An 18,357-nucleotide genomic window follows, 5' to 3' on the forward strand; every position below is an offset into this window, starting at 1 on the left:
CTCGCCCGGTCTCAGTAGCGCCGGGCGGCGCGCGGATTGGCCACGAGTTCGGCCTCCGTGGAGCGGTGGATCTTGCGTTCCACGATGAACGAGAGGAACGGCACCACACCGCCCAGGGCCATCACGACCAGCTGCGCGAACGGCCAGCGCATGAGCGACCACACGCGCAGGCATGAGAGCAGGTAGATCACGTAGAACCAACCGTGGATGATCAGGATCCACGTGGAGATGTTCACGCCCCCGGCCAGGTTCTCGAGCTCGAGGTCCTGCCAACCCAGGGCCACGCTCTGCCCCGTGGCCTTGTCCGTGCCGCCCGCGATCAGGTCGTAGCCGAAGCCGTAGCGGGTGATCATCTCCGCGACGAGCAGCAGCAGGAAGGTACCCGAGATCCACGCGCACACCTTGTAGAAGGTCAGCGCGCCGCGGATCTGCGCCTCAGTCCCGCCGAAGCGCCGTCGTGGTTTCAGCGCGGCGGCCTTGGCGCGCACGCTGTCCGGGACGGTCGCGCGCTCGGGGCTGGCGTCCTCGGGCGCGGTGACCCGCACGCCGTCGGTGCGGCGCACCGGGCGGGGCTGGGAATCGGGCTGCGGCGTGTGATCACTCATGACTGGCTCCGTGGGATCGCGGGGTGGAACTCGTGGGCGGGGTGCGCGATTCCGTGCGCACCGCGGGTTGGTCGTCGAAGTAGTAGTAGCACTGGTCCTGGGCGTCCCAGTAGTAGTAGGACTGCTCGGCCTCGTCCCAGAAGTAGGCGCCGTCGAAGTAGAAGTACTTCTCGGGGTCCTGCCGACGCAGGTAGTCGTCCCGCACGAAACGCCACCACATGAAGAACGCGAAGCCCGCGAACACGACCCACTCGATCGCGTAGAACAGGTTCAGGGCGTGCACGGAGGTGTCCGCGGGTTGCTGCTGGATCTGCAGGGGTTCCAGCCCCTCCCCCATGAGCCCGGCCGACACCGCGAGCGTACCCTCCCGGGTCACGGGCGCCGGTTCCGCCGCGGGGTTCTCCGCGAACGCGGCCACGTACCCCGAGTACAGGGGTACGTCCCACAGATTGCTCAGCTGCGCGGACGCCACGGACGCGACCTGCCCGGCCGGCACGTTCTCGCTCGGTAGCGGGGAGTCCGTGGGCAGGAGTCTGCCGATCACCCGGATCTCGTCCGACGGCGCTCGCGGCACCCGGTCGACGGAAGCGACCCAGCCCCGGGCCACCGCGATCGAGACGTCGTTATCGGCGGCGTCCCAGCGCTGTTGCGAATCGGGGATCGCGAGTTGGGTGACCACCCAGTACCCAGGGTTGCCGTCCTGCAACCGTCCCGGGACCAGCACCGTGGAATCGGGGACGTAGCGCCCGACCGCGGATACCATGTGATCGGCTTGCTGAGCGGTCGTGGCTTCCCCCGGGAAGACCACGTCTCCCAGGGTCGAGACCCGGTCCTTGGCGGGATCCACCACCGTGGAAGACTGCAGGGAAGCGTTCAACTGCCACATGCTCAACACTACGAACAGTGCCGCCACGATCAGCGCGACCGCCAGGAAAGCCAGGGAGCGGGGGCGCAGGGCGGTCTTGAGCACCCCTCAACCCTAGTGCTCCGGGCTGGACGTTTCCCAAATCAGCGGGGGTACGGTCAGCCCCGATCACGGGACGGCCACGGGTCACGGGTCCGTAACGGCCACCGGTTTCCGGGCCGGAAGCGCGGGCGCACCCGCGGCCCGGCACGGGGGGATCAGCTGCGGATCACCACGTCCGCGCGCTGGAACTCCTTGAGCTCGGAGTAGCCGGTGGTGGACATGGCCCGGCGCAGGGCACCGATCACGTTAGAGGAGCCGTCCACGTGGCGCGAGGGCCCGTTGAGCAGCTCACCCAGAGGACCCACGGTCCCCACGTGGGTGCGCACACCGCGCGGTGAGTGCGGGTTGTGGGCCTCGGGACCCCACAGCCAGCCCTGACCCGGGGCCTCCTCCGCGCGGGCCAGCAGGGTCCCGAGCATCACGGCGTCGGCGCCCATGGCGATGGCCTTGACGATGTCACCCGAGGTGCCCAGACCGCCGTCGGCGATCACGTGGACGTACCGACCGCCCGATTCGTCGAGGTAGTCGCGGCGGGCCGCGGCGACGTCGGAGATGGCCGAGGCCATGGCCGCGTGGATGCCCAGGATGGATTCGGTGCGCAGGGACGCGCCGCCCCCGAAGCCCACGAGCACGCCCGCCGCACCCGTGCGCATGAGGTGCAGGGCCGGGGTGTAGCCCGCGGCGCCGCCCACGATCACGGGAACGTCCAGGTCGTAGATGAACTTCTTGAGGTCCAGGGGCTCCTGGGTGCGCGAGACGTGCTCGGCGGAGACCGTGGTGCCGCGGATCACGAACAGGTCCACGCCCGCCTCCAGCACGGTGCGGTAGTGCTCCACGACGCGCTGCGGGGACAGGGAGCCGGAGACGATCACCCCGGACTCGCGGATCTCGGCCAACCGGGCCTTGATCAACTCGGGCTGGATCGGGGCGGAGTACAGCTCCTGCATCCGCCGTGTGGCCTGCGGCAGGTTTTCAGAGCTGAGGTCCGCGATCTCGTCCAGGACGGGCTGCGGGTCCTCGTAGCGGGTCCACAGGCCCTCGAGGTCCAGCACGCCCAGACCGCCGCAGCGGCCCAGGGCGATCGCCGTGGCCGGGGACATCACGGAGTCCATGGGCGCACCCACCACGGGGATGTCGAAGTTGTAGGCGTCGATCTGCCACGAGGTGCTCACGTCCTGCGGGTCGCGCGTGCGTCGGGAGGGCACCAGGGCGATCTCGTCCAGGCTGAACGTGCGGCGTGCCCGCTTGGAGCGCCCGATTTCGATGTCGTAACTCACGAGGGATCCTTTCACCGCGCGGAGAGCGCGGGGGCTGGCGCGATCAGCGCTTGTAGTTGGGGGCTTCCACCGTCATGGTGATGTCGTGCGGGTGGGACTCCTTGAGCCCGGCCGGCGTGATCCGCACGAACCGCCCCTTGTGCTTGAGCTCCTCGATGCTGTGCGCGCCCACGTAGAACATGGTCTGGCGCAGCCCACCGTCCAACTGGTGCAGCACGGACGCGAGTGGCCCGCGATAGGGCACCTGGCCCTCGATGCCCTCGGGGATGAGCTTCTGGTCGTCGGCCACGTCCGCCTGGAAGTAGCGGTCCTTGGAGTAGGACGTGTTCTTGCCGCGCGACTGCATGGCCCCGAGCGAGCCCATACCGCGGTACGCCTTGAACTGCTTGCCGCCCACGAACACGAGTTCCCCGGGGGACTCGTCGCAACCGGCCAGCAGGGAGCCGAGCATCACGGAGTCCGCACCGGCCACGAGGGCCTTGCCGATGTCCCCAGAGAACTGCAGCCCGCCGTCGGCGATCAGCGGCACGCCCGCGGGGATGGTGACCTGGGCGGCCTCGTTGATCGCGGTGATCTGCGGGACGCCCACGCCCGCGATCACGCGGGTCGTGCAGATGGAACCCGGACCCACACCCACCTTCACGGCGTCCGCGCCGGCGTCCACGATCGCCTGGGCGCCCGCGCGGGTCGCGGCCTGCCCACCGATGATGTCCACGTGGGCGGCGGCAGAGTCCTTCTTGAGCCGGGCGATCATGTCCAGCACGCCCTGGGAGTGACCGTTGGCGGTGTCGATGAACAGGGCGTCCACCCCGGCCTCCACGAGCGCCATGGCGCGCTCGTAGCCGTCGCCGAAGAAGCCCACGGCGGCACCCACGCGCAACCGGCCCTCGTCGTCCTTGGTGGCCAGCGGGTACTGCTCGGCCTTGGTGAAGTCCTTGACCGTGATCAGCCCGGTCAGCCGGTCCTGGTCGTCCACGAGCGGCAGCTTCTCGATCTTGTGCGTGGCCAGCAGCTTGTGGGCCTCGTCTCGGCTCATCCCCACGTTGCCCGTGACGAGCGGCATGGGGGTCATCACGTCCCGCACGAGCCGGGTCTCGAAATCGCTCTCGGGCAGGTAGCGGGTGTCCCGGTTGGTGATGATCCCGAGCAGCTTCTGGGACTCGTCCACCACGGGCAGACCGGAGACCTTGTAGTAGCCGCACAACCGGTCCAGTTCCGCGAGCGTGGCCTCCGGGGATACCGTGACCGGGTTGGTGATCATCCCGGACTCGCTGCGCTTGACGCGGTCCACGTGATCCGCCTGGTCCTGGATGGACAGGTTGCGGTGGATCACGCCGAGCCCGCCCTGGCGGGCCATGGAGATGGCCATGGCCGATTCCGTGACGGTGTCCATCGCGGCAGAGAGCACGGGAGCCTCCAGCGTGATCCTGCGGGACAAGCGAGTCCTGGTGGAGGCCTCCGACGGGATCACGTCCGTGTTGCCGGGAAGCAACAGCACGTCGTCGTAGGTCAGTCCGGTGAAGCCGAACGGGTCGTCCATGAGGGCCGTGGGCACGGGTTCAGACACGAATAATCCCTTTCACGCGAGAATGTCCCCACCAGTCTACGGCGCGCGCCGAGGGCTCACTCCGCGGCCACCCCCGGTGTGACCTGGACCGCGCGGACCAGGGTGTCGTGCAACAGCGGGGCCATGCTGCGCGTGTAGTCCCACGTGAGGTGGTGCGAGTCGAGCCACACAGCCACATTGCCGATCACGGGTGCACACACGTCCACCGGACAGATCAGGTCTGTGGGGTCGATCCCCACGAAGCCCGGAATGCTGTCTAGGCTCGAGGCGGGATCCGTGTCCCCGAGAACGGTCTGCCGTGCAACTCGGCAGGATTCGTCGTCCCGGCCCTTCTCCGCGATGCAGCGGGTGGGGTCGAAGTCCAGCCGGGGGTTGTCCCGGAATCCCACCACTATGCTGCCCTGCTCCGTAAGGTCCTGGGTGAGCTCCTCGAGCCCGCTCACCACGTGCTCGGCGCCCCCGTCCATGAGCTCCGAGCGGGTGGAAGTGGTCATCACAACGTCCGGTTTCAGGACCTCGAGGTAGTCCATGACGGCCTCGTTTCCATCGCGGCACGTGCTCGACTGACCCTCCACGCCGAAGCCGCACCCGGGTTGCAGCACCGAGATCAGCTGCCAGTTCTCCTCCTCCGCCACCGGGATCACCGCGCCCATGTACTGCTCCATGTGGGAGTTGCCAACAACGGCCACCACCTTGGTCGGGTTCTCCACCTTCTCCGTCTGCCGACAGAAACCCTGGGCCGTTCGGTTTGCACTCTTGTACTCTCCCTCGCAGGCGCGGGGCAGTCCCACCCACTGGTCCTGCATCGAGGCAGGCAGTACGGGCGCGTTCTCGTCCCCCGTGAACTCGTAGCCGGGTTCCAGCACCCGAGCCCCCGGGTTGTTGAGTTCAGCCCGCGCCTCGAGCTGGGCCGTGCGGTGACGCTCCACCGCAGACCACGTGCCGGCGCTCGCCAGCACCAGACCCATGCAGATCACAATGACCAGAGCGAGCCGCCAGTTCCTCGCCTCCGGCCACTTCCACCGCTTCAACGGGTTCTCCACGAACTTCGTCAGCAGCAGCGCCAGCACGATCGAGACCACCACGAGCGCCACACCCGAGCGCGGCCCCGCCACAGGCCGCTCCCGGACCACCAGGTAGGAGATCAGCAGCGGCCAGTGCACCAGGTAGAGCGCGTACGCCGCATCCCCCAGTCGCACGATGGGACCCCACGAGAGGAACCTGTCGAAACCGATCGGCGATCCCGTCTGCCCCGCCACGATGATCGCCGCCGCCGACAGCAGCGGCCACAACGCGATCCAACCCGGGAACGCGCCCTGCACATCCACGAGAATGCCCACAAGGACCATGCTCACAAAACCGAGCCAGCCCAGCACCAGCCGCACCACACGGGGCAGGTTCAGGTAGGGAATGGCAAGGGCCACCAAGGACCCCAGGGCGAACTCCCACAACCGGGCACGGGTGTCGAAGTACGCGAACTGCTGCTGCGTGGCCGTCGTGACCACCGAGAAGACCAGGGACACGGCGAAGACCACACCGAAGCACGCCGCCAGGACCGGCACGCTGCTGCGACCCGTCCGACGCTTCACCAACCAGGCCAGCCCGAAGATCAACGGCCACGTCAGAAAGACCTGACCCTGCACCGACAGGGACCAGAAATGCTGGAACGGCGAGGCCGTGGAATGGTCCGCCGCGTAGTAGTCCACCGCGTTGGACGCCAGCGCCCAGTTCTCCAGGTACAGGATCGAGGCCACGCCCTGGGACCGGAACTCCGCGACGTCCGTGCGCGGGAACACGAGCCAGATGAGCGCCAGGGTGAACAGGATGATCACCGTGGCCAGGGGCAGCAGGCGTTTGAACGTGTGCAGCCAGTACCGGCCCAGCCCCAGAGGCCGCCCGCCCTCGATCCGACGCACGAACGACAGGGTCATGAAGAACGCCGAGATCAGCAGGAAGACGTCCACACCACCGGACACCCGGCCCATGAACACGTGATAGACGACCACGAGCAGCACCGCGATCGCCCGCAACCCCTGCACCTCGGGGCGGAACCCCGAGTACTTCTGGACCCGCTGCGCAGTCGACGAACCGAGTGATCCGGTGTCGCTGGTCGAACGGTCGGCACCGTCTGCAAGCACACTGGGCACGTCGCGGTGTTCGGAGGGAAGCATGCGGGCCATCGTAACCGCTGCGCGGCGCCGCAGGCCTCCTCGAAAGCCGCCGCGCTGCGCAGGAGCGCCCTGTGCCGGGTGTTCACCCCGCTTCGCCCAGGACGCGCGGTCGGATCAGCTCAGTGCCTCGGTGAGCTGGTCGCCGAAAGCATCGATGAGGCTCTCCCCGTACGGCGCGGAGAGGTGGTTGGTGTCCGCGAACACGTAGACGTTGCCGATGACCGGGTGGCACGATCCCCCGGGGCAGATGAACGACGTCATGTCCACCGTCACGTACCCGTCGATCCCGTCGGCTAGAGCCTTCTGAGGATCGTCCTGACGCACAGCCGGGGGCACCTGGGTGCACTGGGGGTCGTCCCGGTCCAGAGCCAACGCACACTGGGTGAGACCCTCCTTGAACCGAGGGTTGTCGCGTATGCCCACAACCGTCGTTCCGCGCCCGGTGAGACGCCGGATGGCGGACGTGAGGTTCTCGTTCACTCTTTCGGACTCCACGCTCGCGAACGTGCCCTGCAGGAAGACTGTGTCGAAGTCGTTGGAGGTGAGCAGGTGCTCCGAGTGCTCGAACCACCCGGCGCAGTGCGGCTGGGTCTTCGGCTGCTGCGACGCCTCCGTGTAGAAGCATCCCTGCCCCACGTACGCGATCACCCGCCAGTTGTGGTCCTGGGCGTAGGTCTTGATGGCGGGGATCCACTGCTGGGCGTGGCTGTTCCCCAAGACCAAGACCGTCTTCTCGGCGTCGTCGTTGCCCAGGACCTCCGTGCAGTACTTCCGGACCGAGGAGTCGATGTCGATGTCCGAGGGGCACTTCGACCCCAGATCCGCGTGATAGTCCGCCAGCTCTTCCGGCCGAGGGAGAGTTGGCGCGTTCTCGTCCCCCGTGAACTCGTAGCCGGGTTCCAGCACCCGAGCCCCCGGGTTGTTGAGTTCAGCCCGCGCCTCGAGCTGGGCCGTGCGGTGACGCTCCACCGCAGACCACGTGCCGGCGCTGGGTGAACAGGGGGCGGGCGAGAGAGTGGGGGTTCGATCGGGGGGAAGCACGCAGGCCATAGTAGACCTCCCCCGTCTGACAAGGAGTTACTCGGGTAACGCGATCCCCGTGATCCCGTCCTGCTGCAGGGCGTCCGACACCCGCTGGGCGAAGCTGTGGGAGGCTGAGGCTGCATACATCCCGGTGAGGTGGTCGTCGTCGAAGTAGACGATCATGTTGCCCACGGCGGGCCGGCACGCGCCGTCGGGACACACGACGTCGGTCATGTCCACGGGCGCGAAACCCTCCAGTTTGGAGCCCAGGTCCCGCTGGGGGTCGGGGGTGTCGAGCATGGGGGCCACGATCTCGCACTCCGAGGACTCGAGGCTGCGCAGCGCGGCGCACTCGGCCGAGGCGTCGTGGAACCGTGGGGTGTCCCGGATGCCCACCACCTGGATGCCGTCCGCCACGGGGGCGCGCACGCGGGTCTCCAGGCCCGGCTTCCACGTCTCCCCGTCCGGCTCGCTGAAGGTGCCCTGCACGAACACGAGGTCCGGGTCCGCGGCGGCGAGCATCTCGTCGCTGCCCTCGAACCAGGTCGCGCACGCCTCGGCGTCCTCGAGTTCCGCGGCCACCGTGTAGGAGCACCCATGCTGGATGAAGGCGAGCACGCGCCACCCGTTCGCGGGGCCAGCGGTTCGAGCACGGGGACCCAGTGCTGCATGTGGCTGTTGCCGATCATCAGCACGGTGCGGGCGGGGTCCTCCGTGGCCACCGGCTCGCGGCAGAACTGCCGGAACTGCTTGGGCAGCTCGACGTCCTCGGGACAGCCCCCGCCCAGGTTTGCGGCGCTGTGGGGCAGTTCCTCGGGGCGCGGCAGCGCGGGCGCGGTCGGGTCGCCGTGGAACTCGTAGCCCGGCAGCAGGGCGACGGCGCCAGGGTTGTTCGCGGACGCGTTCTCCCCCAGTCGATGGTTGCGTTGCAGCTCCGCCCGTTCCCACGCGCCGGCGGTCACCGTCACGAGCCCCATGCACACCGCGATCACGAGTCCGACTCGCCACGACCGGGCCTCCGGTCACGACCACCGCTTCAGGGGTTCTTCGAACCAGCGCGTGAGAAGGAGGGCGAGCGCAACCGAGGCCAGCACGAGGGCGGTTCCCGCGAGGGCTCCGGCGTCCGGGCGGTCACGGAGCACCAGGTAGGTAATCAGCAGCGGCCAGTGCACCAGGTAGAGCGCGTACGCTGCATCCCCCAGGCGCACGATCGGGCCCCACGAGAGGAACCGGTCGAAACCGATCCGGGACCCAGGCTGCCCCGCCACGATGATCGCCGCCGCCGACAGCAACGGCCACAACGCGATCCAACCCGCCGCGTAGTAATCCACTTGTTCGGCAGCGAGCGCCAAGTTCTCCACGTACATCACGGATGCCACACCCTGCGAACGGAACTGGGCGATCTGCGTGGTCAGGAAGAACGCCCACAGCGCGGCGAGGGTCAGCAAGATTGTGAGCGTGGCCAGGGGGTAACAAGCGTTTGAACGTGTGCAGCCAGTACCGGGCCACCCGGGCGGCGGCATCGGCGGGGCGCGCGTCCTGCGGTGCCGCCGGTCCGATACGGGGGTGGGCGCCGTCGTCCGCGGAAGCGACCGCGGCGCCGGTCACGGAACCGGCAGCGCTCGACCCGGGATCGTGCGAGGAGCGCTTCGGGGCGGACGGCATTGATTCAGCCAAGGGGGCGCCGCGGCAGGATGCGAACCGTTCGCGGTGCGGGTCCTTACGCGACACGACATGGGAAAAGGCGGCCCACTCCCGGGAGGAGTGAACCGCCGATTCCCGGTCACCCACCGAGGTGGGCGGGGTGGGACGCGTCAGGCGTCCTCGCCCTTGTGCTCGGCCACGAGCGTCTCGGTGGTGAGCACGAGCGCCGCGATGGACGCCGCGTTCTGCAGAGCGGAACGGGTGACCTTGACGGGGTCGATGATGCCCGCGGCGAGCAGGTCCTCGTACTCGTCCGTCAGGGCGTTGTAGCCGTTGCCGGGCTCGAGGTCCGCCACACGCGCCGCGACGACGTTGCCGTCCTGGCCCGCGTTCTCCGCGATCCAGCGCAGGGGCTGGGTCAGGGCGCGCCGCACGATGGTCACGGCCGTAGCCGCGTCCCCGGTCAGACCGAGGTCCGTGCCGTCGAGCGCCTTGGAGGCGTGGACCAGCGCGGAACCGCCGCCGGCCACGATGCCCTCCTCGAGGGCCGCGCGGGTCGAGGACACGGCGTCCTCGATGCGGTGCTTGCGTTCCTTCTGCTCGACCTCGGTCGCAGCACCGACCTTGATCACCGAGATGCCACCGGCCAGGCGCGCGAGGCGCTCCTGGAGCTTCTCACGGTCCCACTCGGAGTCCGTGCGAGCGATCTCCGCCTTGATCTCCGCCACACGCTCGGCCACGGCCTCCGAGGAGCCCGCACCGTCCACGAGCGTGGTCTGGTTCTTGGTCACGGTGATCCGGCGGGCGTTGCCCAGCTGGGACACGTCCACGCCCTCGAGCGAGATGCCGAGCTCGGGGGTGATCACGGTCGCATCCGTGAGCACGGCCAGGTCCTGCATGATCGCCTTGCGGCGGTCACCGAAACCGGGGGCCTTCAGGGCCACGACGTCGAGCGTGCCGCGCAGCTTGTTGACCACCAGGGTGGACAGGGCCTCGCCCTCGACGTCCTCGGCGATGATGGTCAGCGGCTTCTTGGCCTGCAGCACCTTCTCGAGCACGGGCATGAGGTCCTGGACCGAGGAGATCTTGCCCTGGAACAGCAGCACGAAGGTGTCGTCCAGGACGGCTTCCTGGCGCTCCGGGTCCGTGACGAAGGACGGGGACAGGTAGCCCTTGTCGAACTGCATGCCCTCGGTGACGTCCAGCTCCACCTCGGTGGAGGAACCGTCCTCGATGGTGATCACACCGTCCGTGCCCACGGTCTCGAAGGCGCGGGCGATCAGTTCGCCGATCTCCATGGACTGCGCGGAGATCGCAGCCACGTGGGCCACGTCCTTGCCCTCCACGGGGCGGGCGTTGTCGAGCAGACGCTGGGCCACGGTGGCCACGGCAGCTTCCACGCCGCGCTTGATGTCGCCCGGGGCCGCTCCGGCGGCCACGTTGCGCAGACCCTCCTTGACGATGGCCTGCGCGAGGACGGTCGCCGTGGTGGTGCCGTCACCGGCGACGTCATTGGTCTTGGTGGCCACTTCCTTGGCCAGCTGGGCGCCGAGGTTCTCGTACGGATCCTCGAGCTCCACCTCACGGGCGATGGTCACGCCGTCGTTCGTGATGGTGGGTGCGCCCCACTTCTTGTCCAGGACCACGTTGCGCCCGCGGGGGCCCAGCGTGACCTTGACGGTGTCGGCCAGTCGGTTGACACCGGATTCGAGCGCTTTGCGAGCGGCGTCGTTGAACACCAACTGCTTGGGCATGTGTGCTCCTTACGAAACGAGAAGGGTGTGGAAATGACGGCGCGGTGCCCGCGTGGCCCGTTCTCGGGCGAACGTCCGGGCACCGCGCACGAAAGTCGTTGCGGGGATTACTTCTCGATGACGGCCAGCACGTCGCGCGCGGGGAGCACCAGGTACTCCTCGCCGTTGTACTTGACCTCGGTCCCGCCGTACTTGGAGAAGATGACCACGTCACCCTCCTTGACGTCCACGGGGATGCGGTTGCCCTTGTCGTCCACGCGGCCCGGGCCCACGGCCAGGACGGTGCCTTCCTGCGGCTTCTCCTTGGCGGTGTCCGGGATGACCAGACCGGAAGCGGTGGTCTGTTCAGCGGCCAGCGGCTGAACCACGATGCGATCCTCGAGAGGCTTGATGGAGACCGACACGATCTCTCCCTTTCTTCTAGGCGTGTGAGACGGTGTGCGAACGCGCCGTGTCATGGGGTCCCATGACCGCGTCCGCCACAGGCCAGTTGGCGTGCCAACCGTCGTCGCGGTGCCGATTGAGCGCCTGGCCTTTAGCACCCTCACCATGAGAGTGCTAATCATCACTGTAGGGAGACGGGCCGCACGCGGTCAAGGCGCGCCCGCCACGCTCGCCTCTGGGCGCAATCCACGGGTACGACGCCGCTGTCCCCAGCCTCCCCGCGGCCGCGTCAGTAGTGGCCGGCGAGCCGTCCGTGCCGCGTCAGTAGTAGACCGCGAGCCGTCCGTGCCGCGTCAGTAGTAGACCGCGAGCCGTCCGTGGGGACCGTCGTGGCACGTGACCGGGGTGTCGAACACGCGCGTGAGGGTCTCGTCCGTCATGATCTGCTCGGGCGGGCCGAACTCCACCACGCGACCGTCCTTCACGGCGCAGATCCAGTCCGAGTAGTGGCTCGCGAAGTTGATGTCGTGCAGCACGATCAGCACGGTGCGTCCGAGCTCGTCCGCGACGCGGCGCAAGTGATGCATCATGTGCACCGAGTGGCGCATGTCCAGGTTGTTCAGGGGCTCGTCCAGCAGGAGGTACTCGGTGTCCTGGCACAGCACCATGGCCACGTAGGCGCGCTGGCGCTGACCGCCCGAGAGCTGGTCCAGGTAACGGTTCTGCAGGGGTCCCAGGTCGAAGAAGTCGATCGACTCGGAGATGATCCGCTCGTCGTCCCGGGTGATCCGCCCACGCGTATAGGGGAAGCGACCCAGCGCCACGAGCTGGCGCACGGTGAGCCGCGCGGTGAAGTGGTTCTCCTGGCGCAGCGTGGAGACCACCTTGGCGAGTTCGCGCGGCGGCGTCCTGCTCACGTCGTGACCGCCGATCTCCACGGTGCCGACCTCGGGACCCAAGAGGTGACCCATCATGGTCAACAGCGTGGACTTCCCCGCGCCGTTGGGCCCCACGAGCGCGGTCACGCCACCGGCGGGGATCTGCAGATCCACCGGCCCGATCGCCAAGTCCGTGCCGTACTCCTTGACCAGTCCGGTCAACTGGATCACAGTCTGCCCCTCCTCAGGATCACGAAGAGGAAGACACTGCCACCCACCAGCTCGATGATGATGGACACAGCGCCCTCCGCGTAGAAGACGTTCTTCAGGACGAAATAGGCCCCGGACAGCACCGCGAAACCGATCAGCGCGGCCATGGGGAACACGTAGCGGTGGTCGTGGGTGTCCGCGAACTGGTACGCCAGGATCGCCACGAGGAACCCCAGGAACGTCATGGGCCCGATCAGGGACGTGGAGACCGCCATCAGGATGGACACCCAGAACAGGGTGAGCAGCAGCTCCCGGCGGTGGTCCATGCCCAGGTTCGTGGCCACGTCCCGCCCCATGGCCATGACGTTGAGCGTGCGGGAGTGCACGTACAGAGCCACCGTGGCCACCACGCACAGCGGCACGGCCAGCGGGAAGTACCCGGGATCCGCGTTGGCCACCGAGCCGAACAAGCGGGCGCTGAGCACGTCGAACTCGCTCGGTGAGAGCAAGCGCTGCATGAAGGTGGACACCGCGCCGAGCCCGCCGCCCAGGACGATGCCGATCAGCAGCATCACCTGCACGTTGGCGTACTTGCCCGAGAGCAACCAGCCGTAGAGCCCCAGCGCGAACACGATCATGAGGCTCACCTGCAGGGCGTACTGCGGCAGCCCCTGCACCGCACTGACCCCCACCGCACCCAGGAAGTAGACCGCCGAGGTCTGGATGAGCACGTACAGGGACTCGAAACCCATGATCGACGGCGTGATGATCCGGTTGTTCGCGGCGGTCTGGAACGCGACCGTGGCCATGGCTTGGCTCACCGCCACGATCAGGATCACCACCACGCTCGTGGCCCGGGACTCGGCGATCCGCCAGAACCCCGGGGTGCCGAACGGCAGGGGGTTGTCCCACGTGAGGATGCCCGCGCAGAACACGAGTCCCGCCGCGAACAAGGACAGCGCGGTGATCCAGTAGCGGTGGCGGTGGGCTGGGGAGACGAAGGCCCCCGATCCAGTGCGCGCCCGGTCGTGGCGCAGCGCGGTCACCTCAGACATGGCGCCGGCTTCGCAGCAACAGGGCGATGAACACCGCAGCGCCCACGACGCCCAGGATCAGGGACACGGGGACCTCGAACGGCGCGATGATCGTGCGCCCGATCAGGTCACACACCGTGACCAGGCCGATCCCGAGCAGGCACACCCACGGCAGGTTGGAGCGCAGGTCGTCGCCCCGGAACAGGGACACCACGTTGGGCACGATCAACCCCAGGAACGGCAGGTTGCCCACGACCACCGTGACCACGCCGGTGGCCGCGGCCACGAGTCCGGTGCCGATCAGGATGATCCGGTTGTAGTTCAATCCCACGTTGGTCGCGATGTCCTCGCCGAGTCCCGCCATGGTGAGCCGGTCCGCGGTGATGACCACGAGCACCGCCACGAGTGCCACGACCCAGAGGGTCTCGTACTGGCCGCGCAGCACGGACGTGAAACTGCCGGCGAACCACACGCCCAGGTTCTGCAACCGGTCCGTGACGAGCGCCAGGTAGGTGGAGATCGACCCCACCACGGCCCCGAGCATGATCCCCACGATCGGCACGATCAGGGAGGAACGCAGCGTAACCCGGCGCAGGAACGCGAAGAACACCATGGTCCCCACGAACGCGGCCACGATCGCGCCGATCATCCGCGCGCTCAACCCGGCGTCCGGGGCCAGGATCATCATGAGCAACAACCCCAGCCCGGCCCACTCGGTGGTGCCCGTGGTCGTGGGTTCCACGAACCGGTTCTGGGTGAGCAACTGCATGACCAGCCCGGACATGGCCATCGCGGCACCGGCCAGGACCAGGGCCACCGTGCGGGGAATCCGGGTCAGACCCAGGAACTGCTCACCCTGGGCGTCCGAAAGGTCCGCGACCCCCGTGACCAGGGACAGCCAGAGCAGTCCCAGGACCACCAGCAGGGCGAGCCAGAACTTCCAGTCCCGGGCCACCCCCGTGCGGGTCGGACGTTGTGCAGTGGAGACCATCACGTGTGCTTCCTGGATCATGCCGAAGCCCCGCGGGAGGCTCCCGCGGGGCGTCGGTGGTCGTGCGGGGTGGGAGGGATCAGTTGCTCCGGCCTCCCAGTTTCTCCGCGATGTCGTCGAGGATCTCGGTGTAGGTCTGGATCCCCTCGTTCGTGTAGGTGTCCGCGGGCAGGTAGACCACGTTGCCGTTCTTCACCGCGGGGACGTCCTTGAGGGCCTCGGACTTCTCGATCACCTCGGACGCCGGGCTGGCACCCTCGGAGGTCTTCACGCCCGCGTCACGGTCCAGCACGATGAGCAGTTCCGGGCGGGACTGGGCGATGGCCTCCACGGAGATGTCGTCCCCCTGGTGGTTGTCGGAGCCCTCGACCTTCAGCGCGGGCTGCAGCCCCACCATGTCGAACAGCGGGCCGATCGTGCGTCCCTTGCTCGGTGCCACGTACCCGATGTCACCACCGGAGACGATCACGCCCATCGTGGACTGGCCGTCGTAGGCGTCCTTGGCGCGCTGGGCGGCCTGGTCGAGCCCGTCGGTGAGTCGGCGGGCTTCCTCCTGCTTGCCGAAGACCTCGCCCAGGGCCGTGGTCTGGCGCTTGAGTTCCTCGTCCAGCGGCTGATCGTCGCGCGGATCCAGTTCCAGCATGGCGGCGTCCGGGACGAGCTTTTTGATGTCGTCGTAGTACTGCGCGAAGCGCTGCCCGTTGATCACGAGGTCCGGGTCCACCCCGGCGATCGCCTCGAGATTCGGTTCGCGGTGCGAACCCAGGTCCACCACGGCGTCGTCGTTCGCATAGGAGATGCCGTTCGGGATCAGCTGCTTGGGGGCGGCCTTGAGCTGTACGCCCCAGTCCGCGAGCGTCTCGAACACCCGGTTGTCGGTGGCCACCACGGACTGCGGCGGTGCGGGAACGGTCTGCTCGCCCTTGTTGTCCGTGACGGTCACGGTGGCCGAGGACGCCTGGGTGTCGGAGGCGTTCTGGGCGTTGGCACCGCATCCCACGAGGGCCAGTGCCGCCACGGCACTCAGCGCCACACCGGGGATCAATCGGTTCATGGACATGGATCTTCTCGCAATCTCGCGGGGTCGTCTGTTACGGGCGGCCAGCCACTAGGTGAGCCTAACCTAATTAGGGATGCGGATCGTAATGTAAATGGCTCTGTGACGGGCGTCGCGGCCCGCGCGTTCGCCGCGGCTTCCCCGCGCCGTGATGTGATGGACGCGTGAACGCCTCCACCGCTCCCGACGACGCCGAGACCCGCAGCCTCGCCCAGCTGCTGACCCCGCAGGGGATGCGGCTGCTGGATTCGCTGGGCCCCTACGACCCGGAGGCCACGCTCGCGCTCTCCCAGTCCCTGCGAGCACAGGGCCACGACCCGGAGCTCGTGGCCGCGGTCCTCACCCAGTCCCGGTTGCGCGCCAAGGCCCACGCCAAGTTCGGGGACTTCGCCCGTCACATGGTGTTCACGCGCGACGGTGTGGAGCAGGCCACCCGGTGGTCGGTGGCCGCCCTGCACGCCCAGCGGTTCGCGCAAGCGGGGATCGAGCACGTGGTGGACCTGGGATGTGGGATCGGCGCGGACTCGCTGGCCCTGGCCGCGCTCGAGCGCACGGTCACCGCGGTCGAGCGGGACCCGGTCACCGCGGCCGTGGCGACCGTCAACCTCACGGGCTGGCCGCGCGCCCGGGTGGTGTGCGCGGACGCCCAGTCCCTGGACCTGGACGCCCTTGAGTCCGGTCCCGCGCAGGGCGTGTGGTTGGACCCCGCGCGCCGGGTCTCGGGTCACGGCCGCATGCGGCGGTTGTTCGACCCCGAGGCCTTCTCCCCTCCCCTGTCCTTCGTCACGGACCTCGCGGACCGGGGGCTCGCCGTGGGTGCCAAGCTCGGTCCCGGCATCCCCCACGAGCACGTCCCGCGCGCCGCGGAGGCCCAGTGGATCTCGCAGCACGGTGACGTGGTGGAGGCCGCGCTGTGGTTCAACGCCGTGCGCCGCCCGGACGTCGCACGCGCCGCCCTGGTCCTCGGGCACGACGGCGCGCCCCGCCTTCCCGGCGCCGCCGACGACACGCTCGTGCCGGGTGAGGACGCGCCGGGTGCCGGGGACGGCCGGAGCGGTGACGCATCCCGGGACGGTGCCGCGGCGTCGTCGGCGGCCGAACTGACCTCCGCGACGTGGGAGTCGCCCGCGGCGGAAGGGGATCTGCTGGGCGCGGTGGGGCAGTACTTCTACGAGCCCGACGGCGCGGTGATCCGCGCGGGGCTCGTGACCGATCTCGCGCAGCGCATCGGAGCGCGGCTGATCCATCCCGCGATCGCGTACCTGAGCTCGGACACGCTCGTGCACACCCCGCTGGCCACCGCGTACGAGGTGCGCGAGGTGCTGCCCCACACCGTGAAGACCCTCAAGAAGTGGGTGCGGGAGCAGGACGTGGGAACGCTGGAGATCAAGAAACGCGGCACGGACGTGACCCCCGAGCAATTGCGTAAGCAACTTGCACCCCGGGGCACACAGCGAGCGACCCTGGTCATGACGCGACTCGAGCAGGCGGGGAAGGAACGGCGCGTGGTGCTCGCCGTAAACCTCGTACACTGATACCCCTGTGTTCGGACCGCGCGCGACACCCCGGTGGTCGGCAACGACGTCCCGGTTCAGGTCACGACCGCCGATCCCGGTGCACCCATGAGAGGACCACGCCGTGCAGATTGATTTCCACAGCTCCGAACGTTCCACCCTGGGTGTGGAGTGGGAGGTCGCCCTGGTCGAGCGCGAGAGCGGCGAGCTCGCCCCGCGCGGCCAGGAGGTCCTCGATGCCCTCGTGGCGCAGCACCCGCAGTTCGGTGAGGAGGGGGACCACCCCCATGTCACGGGCGAGTTCCTGCAGAACACCGTGGAGATGGTGACCGGTGTGTGCGACACCGTGGGCGAGGCCGTGGACCAGCTCGCGGACACCCAGGACCGGATCCGGGAAATCACGGATCCTCGGTCCCTCGAGATCTTCGGCGCGGGGACCCACCCGTTCTCCCAGTGGGCGGACCAGCCCGTGGTGGACAAGGAACGCTACTTCAAGGTCCTGGACCGGGCGCAGTACTGGGGCCGGCAGATGGTGATCTTCGGGGCCCACGTGCACGTGGGCATCGACCACCGGGACAAGGCCCTGCCCGTCCTGGAGGGCCTGCTCAACTACTACCCCCACCTGCTCGCGTTGTCCGCGAACTCGCCGTACTGGTGCGGCCAGGACACGGGGTACGCGTCCCACCGGGCACTGATCTTCCAGCAGCTGTCCACGGCGGGGCTGCCCTTCCACTTCGACACGTGGGGCGAGTACGAGTCCTACGTCAACGACCTCATCGAGACCGGCGTGATCGAGGAGATCTCCGAGAACCGCTGGGACATCCGCCCCGTCCCCCGCTTCGGGACCGTGGAGATGCGCGTGTGCGACGGTCCCTCGACCCTGCGGGAGGTGGGCGCGATCGCCGCACTGACGCAGTGCCTGGTGGAGTCCTTCTCCCGTTCCCTCAACGACGGCGGGACGATCCCCGTGATGCCCCCGTGGCACCACCAGGAGAACAAGTGGCGCGCCGCGCGCTACGGTCTCGAGGCCGTGGTGATCCGGGACACCCGCAACCGCGAGCGCCTGGTCACGGAGGACCTCGCGGATCTGCTCACCGATCTGGAACCCCTCGCGGACGAGCTCGGCTGCGCCCGCGAGCTCGCGCACGTGGAGACCATGATGAGCGGGGCTGTGGGCTATCAGCGCCAACGGCGCGTGGCCCGGGAGAACGGCGGGGACCTGCGCGCCGTGGTCATGGACATCGTGGAGCGCAACCGCTCGGAACGCTGATCCGGATACGG

General features: G+C 68.5%; 16 protein-coding genes. 2 read left to right on the top strand and 14 right to left on the bottom strand.

Going from position 1 to position 18,357, the window contains the following annotated elements; all coding sequences use genetic code 11:
* Window positions 1-11: 11 nt before the first annotated feature.
* From J1M36_RS06615 to J1M36_RS06680, 14 genes are all read right to left on the bottom strand, one after another.
* Window positions 12-605 carry a DUF3817 domain-containing protein gene (locus J1M36_RS06615; protein ID WP_035965872.1) on the bottom strand — a complete coding sequence of 198 codons (594 nt, stop codon included), beginning with the start codon at window positions 603-605 and terminating at the stop codon, window positions 12-14.
* Entirely contained in the window at window positions 598-1,575 is a 978-nt protein-coding gene (locus J1M36_RS06620) for an SURF1 family protein (RefSeq protein ID WP_206478948.1), read from the bottom strand. Before J1M36_RS06620 ends, J1M36_RS06615 begins: the two co-directional genes overlap by 8 nt.
* A 152-nt stretch (window positions 1,576-1,727) precedes the next feature.
* The gene (locus tag J1M36_RS06625; protein ID WP_144998366.1) at window positions 1,728-2,849 is read right to left on the bottom strand and encodes a GuaB3 family IMP dehydrogenase-related protein; all 1,122 of its coding nucleotides are present in this window, start codon (window positions 2,847-2,849) and stop codon (window positions 1,728-1,730) included.
* Between the two features lie 43 nt (window positions 2,850-2,892).
* A complete protein-coding gene (guaB, locus tag J1M36_RS06630) occupies window positions 2,893-4,389 on the bottom strand; it encodes an IMP dehydrogenase (RefSeq protein WP_206479065.1) in 1,497 nt (498 codons plus the stop codon).
* Between the two features lie 83 nt (window positions 4,390-4,472).
* On the bottom strand, window positions 4,473-6,587 hold the full coding sequence (locus J1M36_RS06635) for an acyltransferase family protein (RefSeq protein ID WP_206478949.1): 2,115 nt from the start codon (window positions 6,585-6,587) through the stop codon (window positions 4,473-4,475).
* Window positions 6,588-6,701: 114 nt separating this feature from the next.
* Window positions 6,702-7,556 carry an SGNH hydrolase domain-containing protein gene (locus J1M36_RS06640; protein WP_206478950.1) on the bottom strand — a complete coding sequence of 285 codons (855 nt, stop codon included), beginning with the start codon at window positions 7,554-7,556 and terminating at the stop codon, window positions 6,702-6,704.
* Between the two features lie 108 nt (window positions 7,557-7,664).
* Window positions 7,665-8,642, bottom strand: a complete 978-nt coding sequence (locus J1M36_RS13105) for an SGNH hydrolase domain-containing protein (RefSeq protein WP_342358303.1) — start codon at window positions 8,640-8,642, stop codon at window positions 7,665-7,667.
* Complete coding sequence (locus J1M36_RS06650; RefSeq protein ID WP_206478952.1) at window positions 8,633-9,058, bottom strand: hypothetical protein; 426 nt, start codon at window positions 9,056-9,058, stop codon at window positions 8,633-8,635. Before J1M36_RS06650 ends, J1M36_RS13105 begins: the two co-directional genes overlap by 10 nt.
* 366 nt (window positions 9,059-9,424) lie before the next feature.
* Window positions 9,425-11,008 (bottom strand): chaperonin GroEL, encoded by a 1,584-nt coding sequence (groL, locus tag J1M36_RS06655; protein WP_035959431.1) that lies wholly within the window; start codon window positions 11,006-11,008, stop codon window positions 9,425-9,427.
* A gap of 107 nt (window positions 11,009-11,115) precedes the next feature.
* Window positions 11,116-11,412 carry a co-chaperone GroES gene (gene groES, locus J1M36_RS06660; protein ID WP_035959438.1) on the bottom strand — a complete coding sequence of 99 codons (297 nt, stop codon included), beginning with the start codon at window positions 11,410-11,412 and terminating at the stop codon, window positions 11,116-11,118.
* Window positions 11,413-11,745: 333 nt separating this feature from the next.
* Window positions 11,746-12,501 (bottom strand): ABC transporter ATP-binding protein, encoded by a 756-nt coding sequence (locus J1M36_RS06665; protein ID WP_206478953.1) that lies wholly within the window; start codon window positions 12,499-12,501, stop codon window positions 11,746-11,748.
* A complete protein-coding gene (locus J1M36_RS06670; protein WP_206478954.1) occupies window positions 12,498-13,535 on the bottom strand; it encodes an iron chelate uptake ABC transporter family permease subunit in 1,038 nt (345 codons plus the stop codon). The genes J1M36_RS06665 and J1M36_RS06670 overlap by 4 nt, the downstream gene beginning before the upstream one ends.
* Window positions 13,528-14,505 (bottom strand): iron chelate uptake ABC transporter family permease subunit, encoded by a 978-nt coding sequence (locus J1M36_RS06675; RefSeq protein WP_206479066.1) that lies wholly within the window; start codon window positions 14,503-14,505, stop codon window positions 13,528-13,530. Before J1M36_RS06675 ends, J1M36_RS06670 begins: the two co-directional genes overlap by 8 nt.
* Before the next feature lie 79 nt (window positions 14,506-14,584).
* Window positions 14,585-15,565: a siderophore ABC transporter substrate-binding protein gene (locus J1M36_RS06680; RefSeq protein WP_064847325.1), complete on the bottom strand. Its 981-nt coding sequence runs from the start codon at window positions 15,563-15,565 to the stop codon at window positions 14,585-14,587.
* A gap of 161 nt (window positions 15,566-15,726) precedes the next feature.
* Here J1M36_RS06680 and J1M36_RS06685 point away from each other — a divergent pair, with 161 nt between their 5' ends.
* Together J1M36_RS06685 and J1M36_RS06690 are read left to right on the top strand one after the other, a co-directional pair.
* A complete protein-coding gene (locus J1M36_RS06685; RefSeq protein WP_206478955.1) occupies window positions 15,727-17,097 on the top strand; it encodes a class I SAM-dependent methyltransferase in 1,371 nt (456 codons plus the stop codon).
* Between the two features lie 103 nt (window positions 17,098-17,200).
* Window positions 17,201-18,346: a glutamate--cysteine ligase gene (locus J1M36_RS06690; protein ID WP_064847327.1), complete on the top strand. Its 1,146-nt coding sequence runs from the start codon at window positions 17,201-17,203 to the stop codon at window positions 18,344-18,346.
* Window positions 18,347-18,357 lie beyond the last annotated feature (11 nt).

It is taken from the genome of Kocuria sp. KRD140 (assembly GCF_017168375.1).
GTDB classification, from domain to species: domain Bacteria; phylum Actinomycetota; class Actinomycetes; order Actinomycetales; family Micrococcaceae; genus Kocuria; species Kocuria marina.

What these genes read in the sequence shown, in the direction of transcription:
- J1M36_RS06615 (WP_035965872.1), bottom strand. Translation starts at nt 605, where the DNA reads ATGAGTGATCACACGCCGCAGCCCGATTCCCAGCCCCGCCCGGTGCGC.
- guaB (WP_206479065.1), bottom strand. Translation starts at nt 4,389, where the DNA reads ATGGACGACCCGTTCGGCTTCACCGGACTGACCTACGACGACGTGCTG.
- J1M36_RS06635 (WP_206478949.1), bottom strand. Translation starts at nt 6,587, where the DNA reads ATGCTTCCCTCCGAACACCGCGACGTGCCCAGTGTGCTTGCAGACGGT.
- groL (WP_035959431.1), bottom strand. Translation starts at nt 11,008, where the DNA reads ATGCCCAAGCAGTTGGTGTTCAACGACGCCGCTCGCAAAGCGCTCGAA.
- J1M36_RS06670 (WP_206478954.1), bottom strand. Translation starts at nt 13,535, where the DNA reads ATGTCTGAGGTGACCGCGCTGCGCCACGACCGGGCGCGCACTGGATCG.
- J1M36_RS06675 (WP_206479066.1), bottom strand. Translation starts at nt 14,505, where the DNA reads ATGGTCTCCACTGCACAACGTCCGACCCGCACGGGGGTGGCCCGGGAC.
- J1M36_RS06680 (WP_064847325.1), bottom strand. Translation starts at nt 15,565, where the DNA reads ATGTCCATGAACCGATTGATCCCCGGTGTGGCGCTGAGTGCCGTGGCG.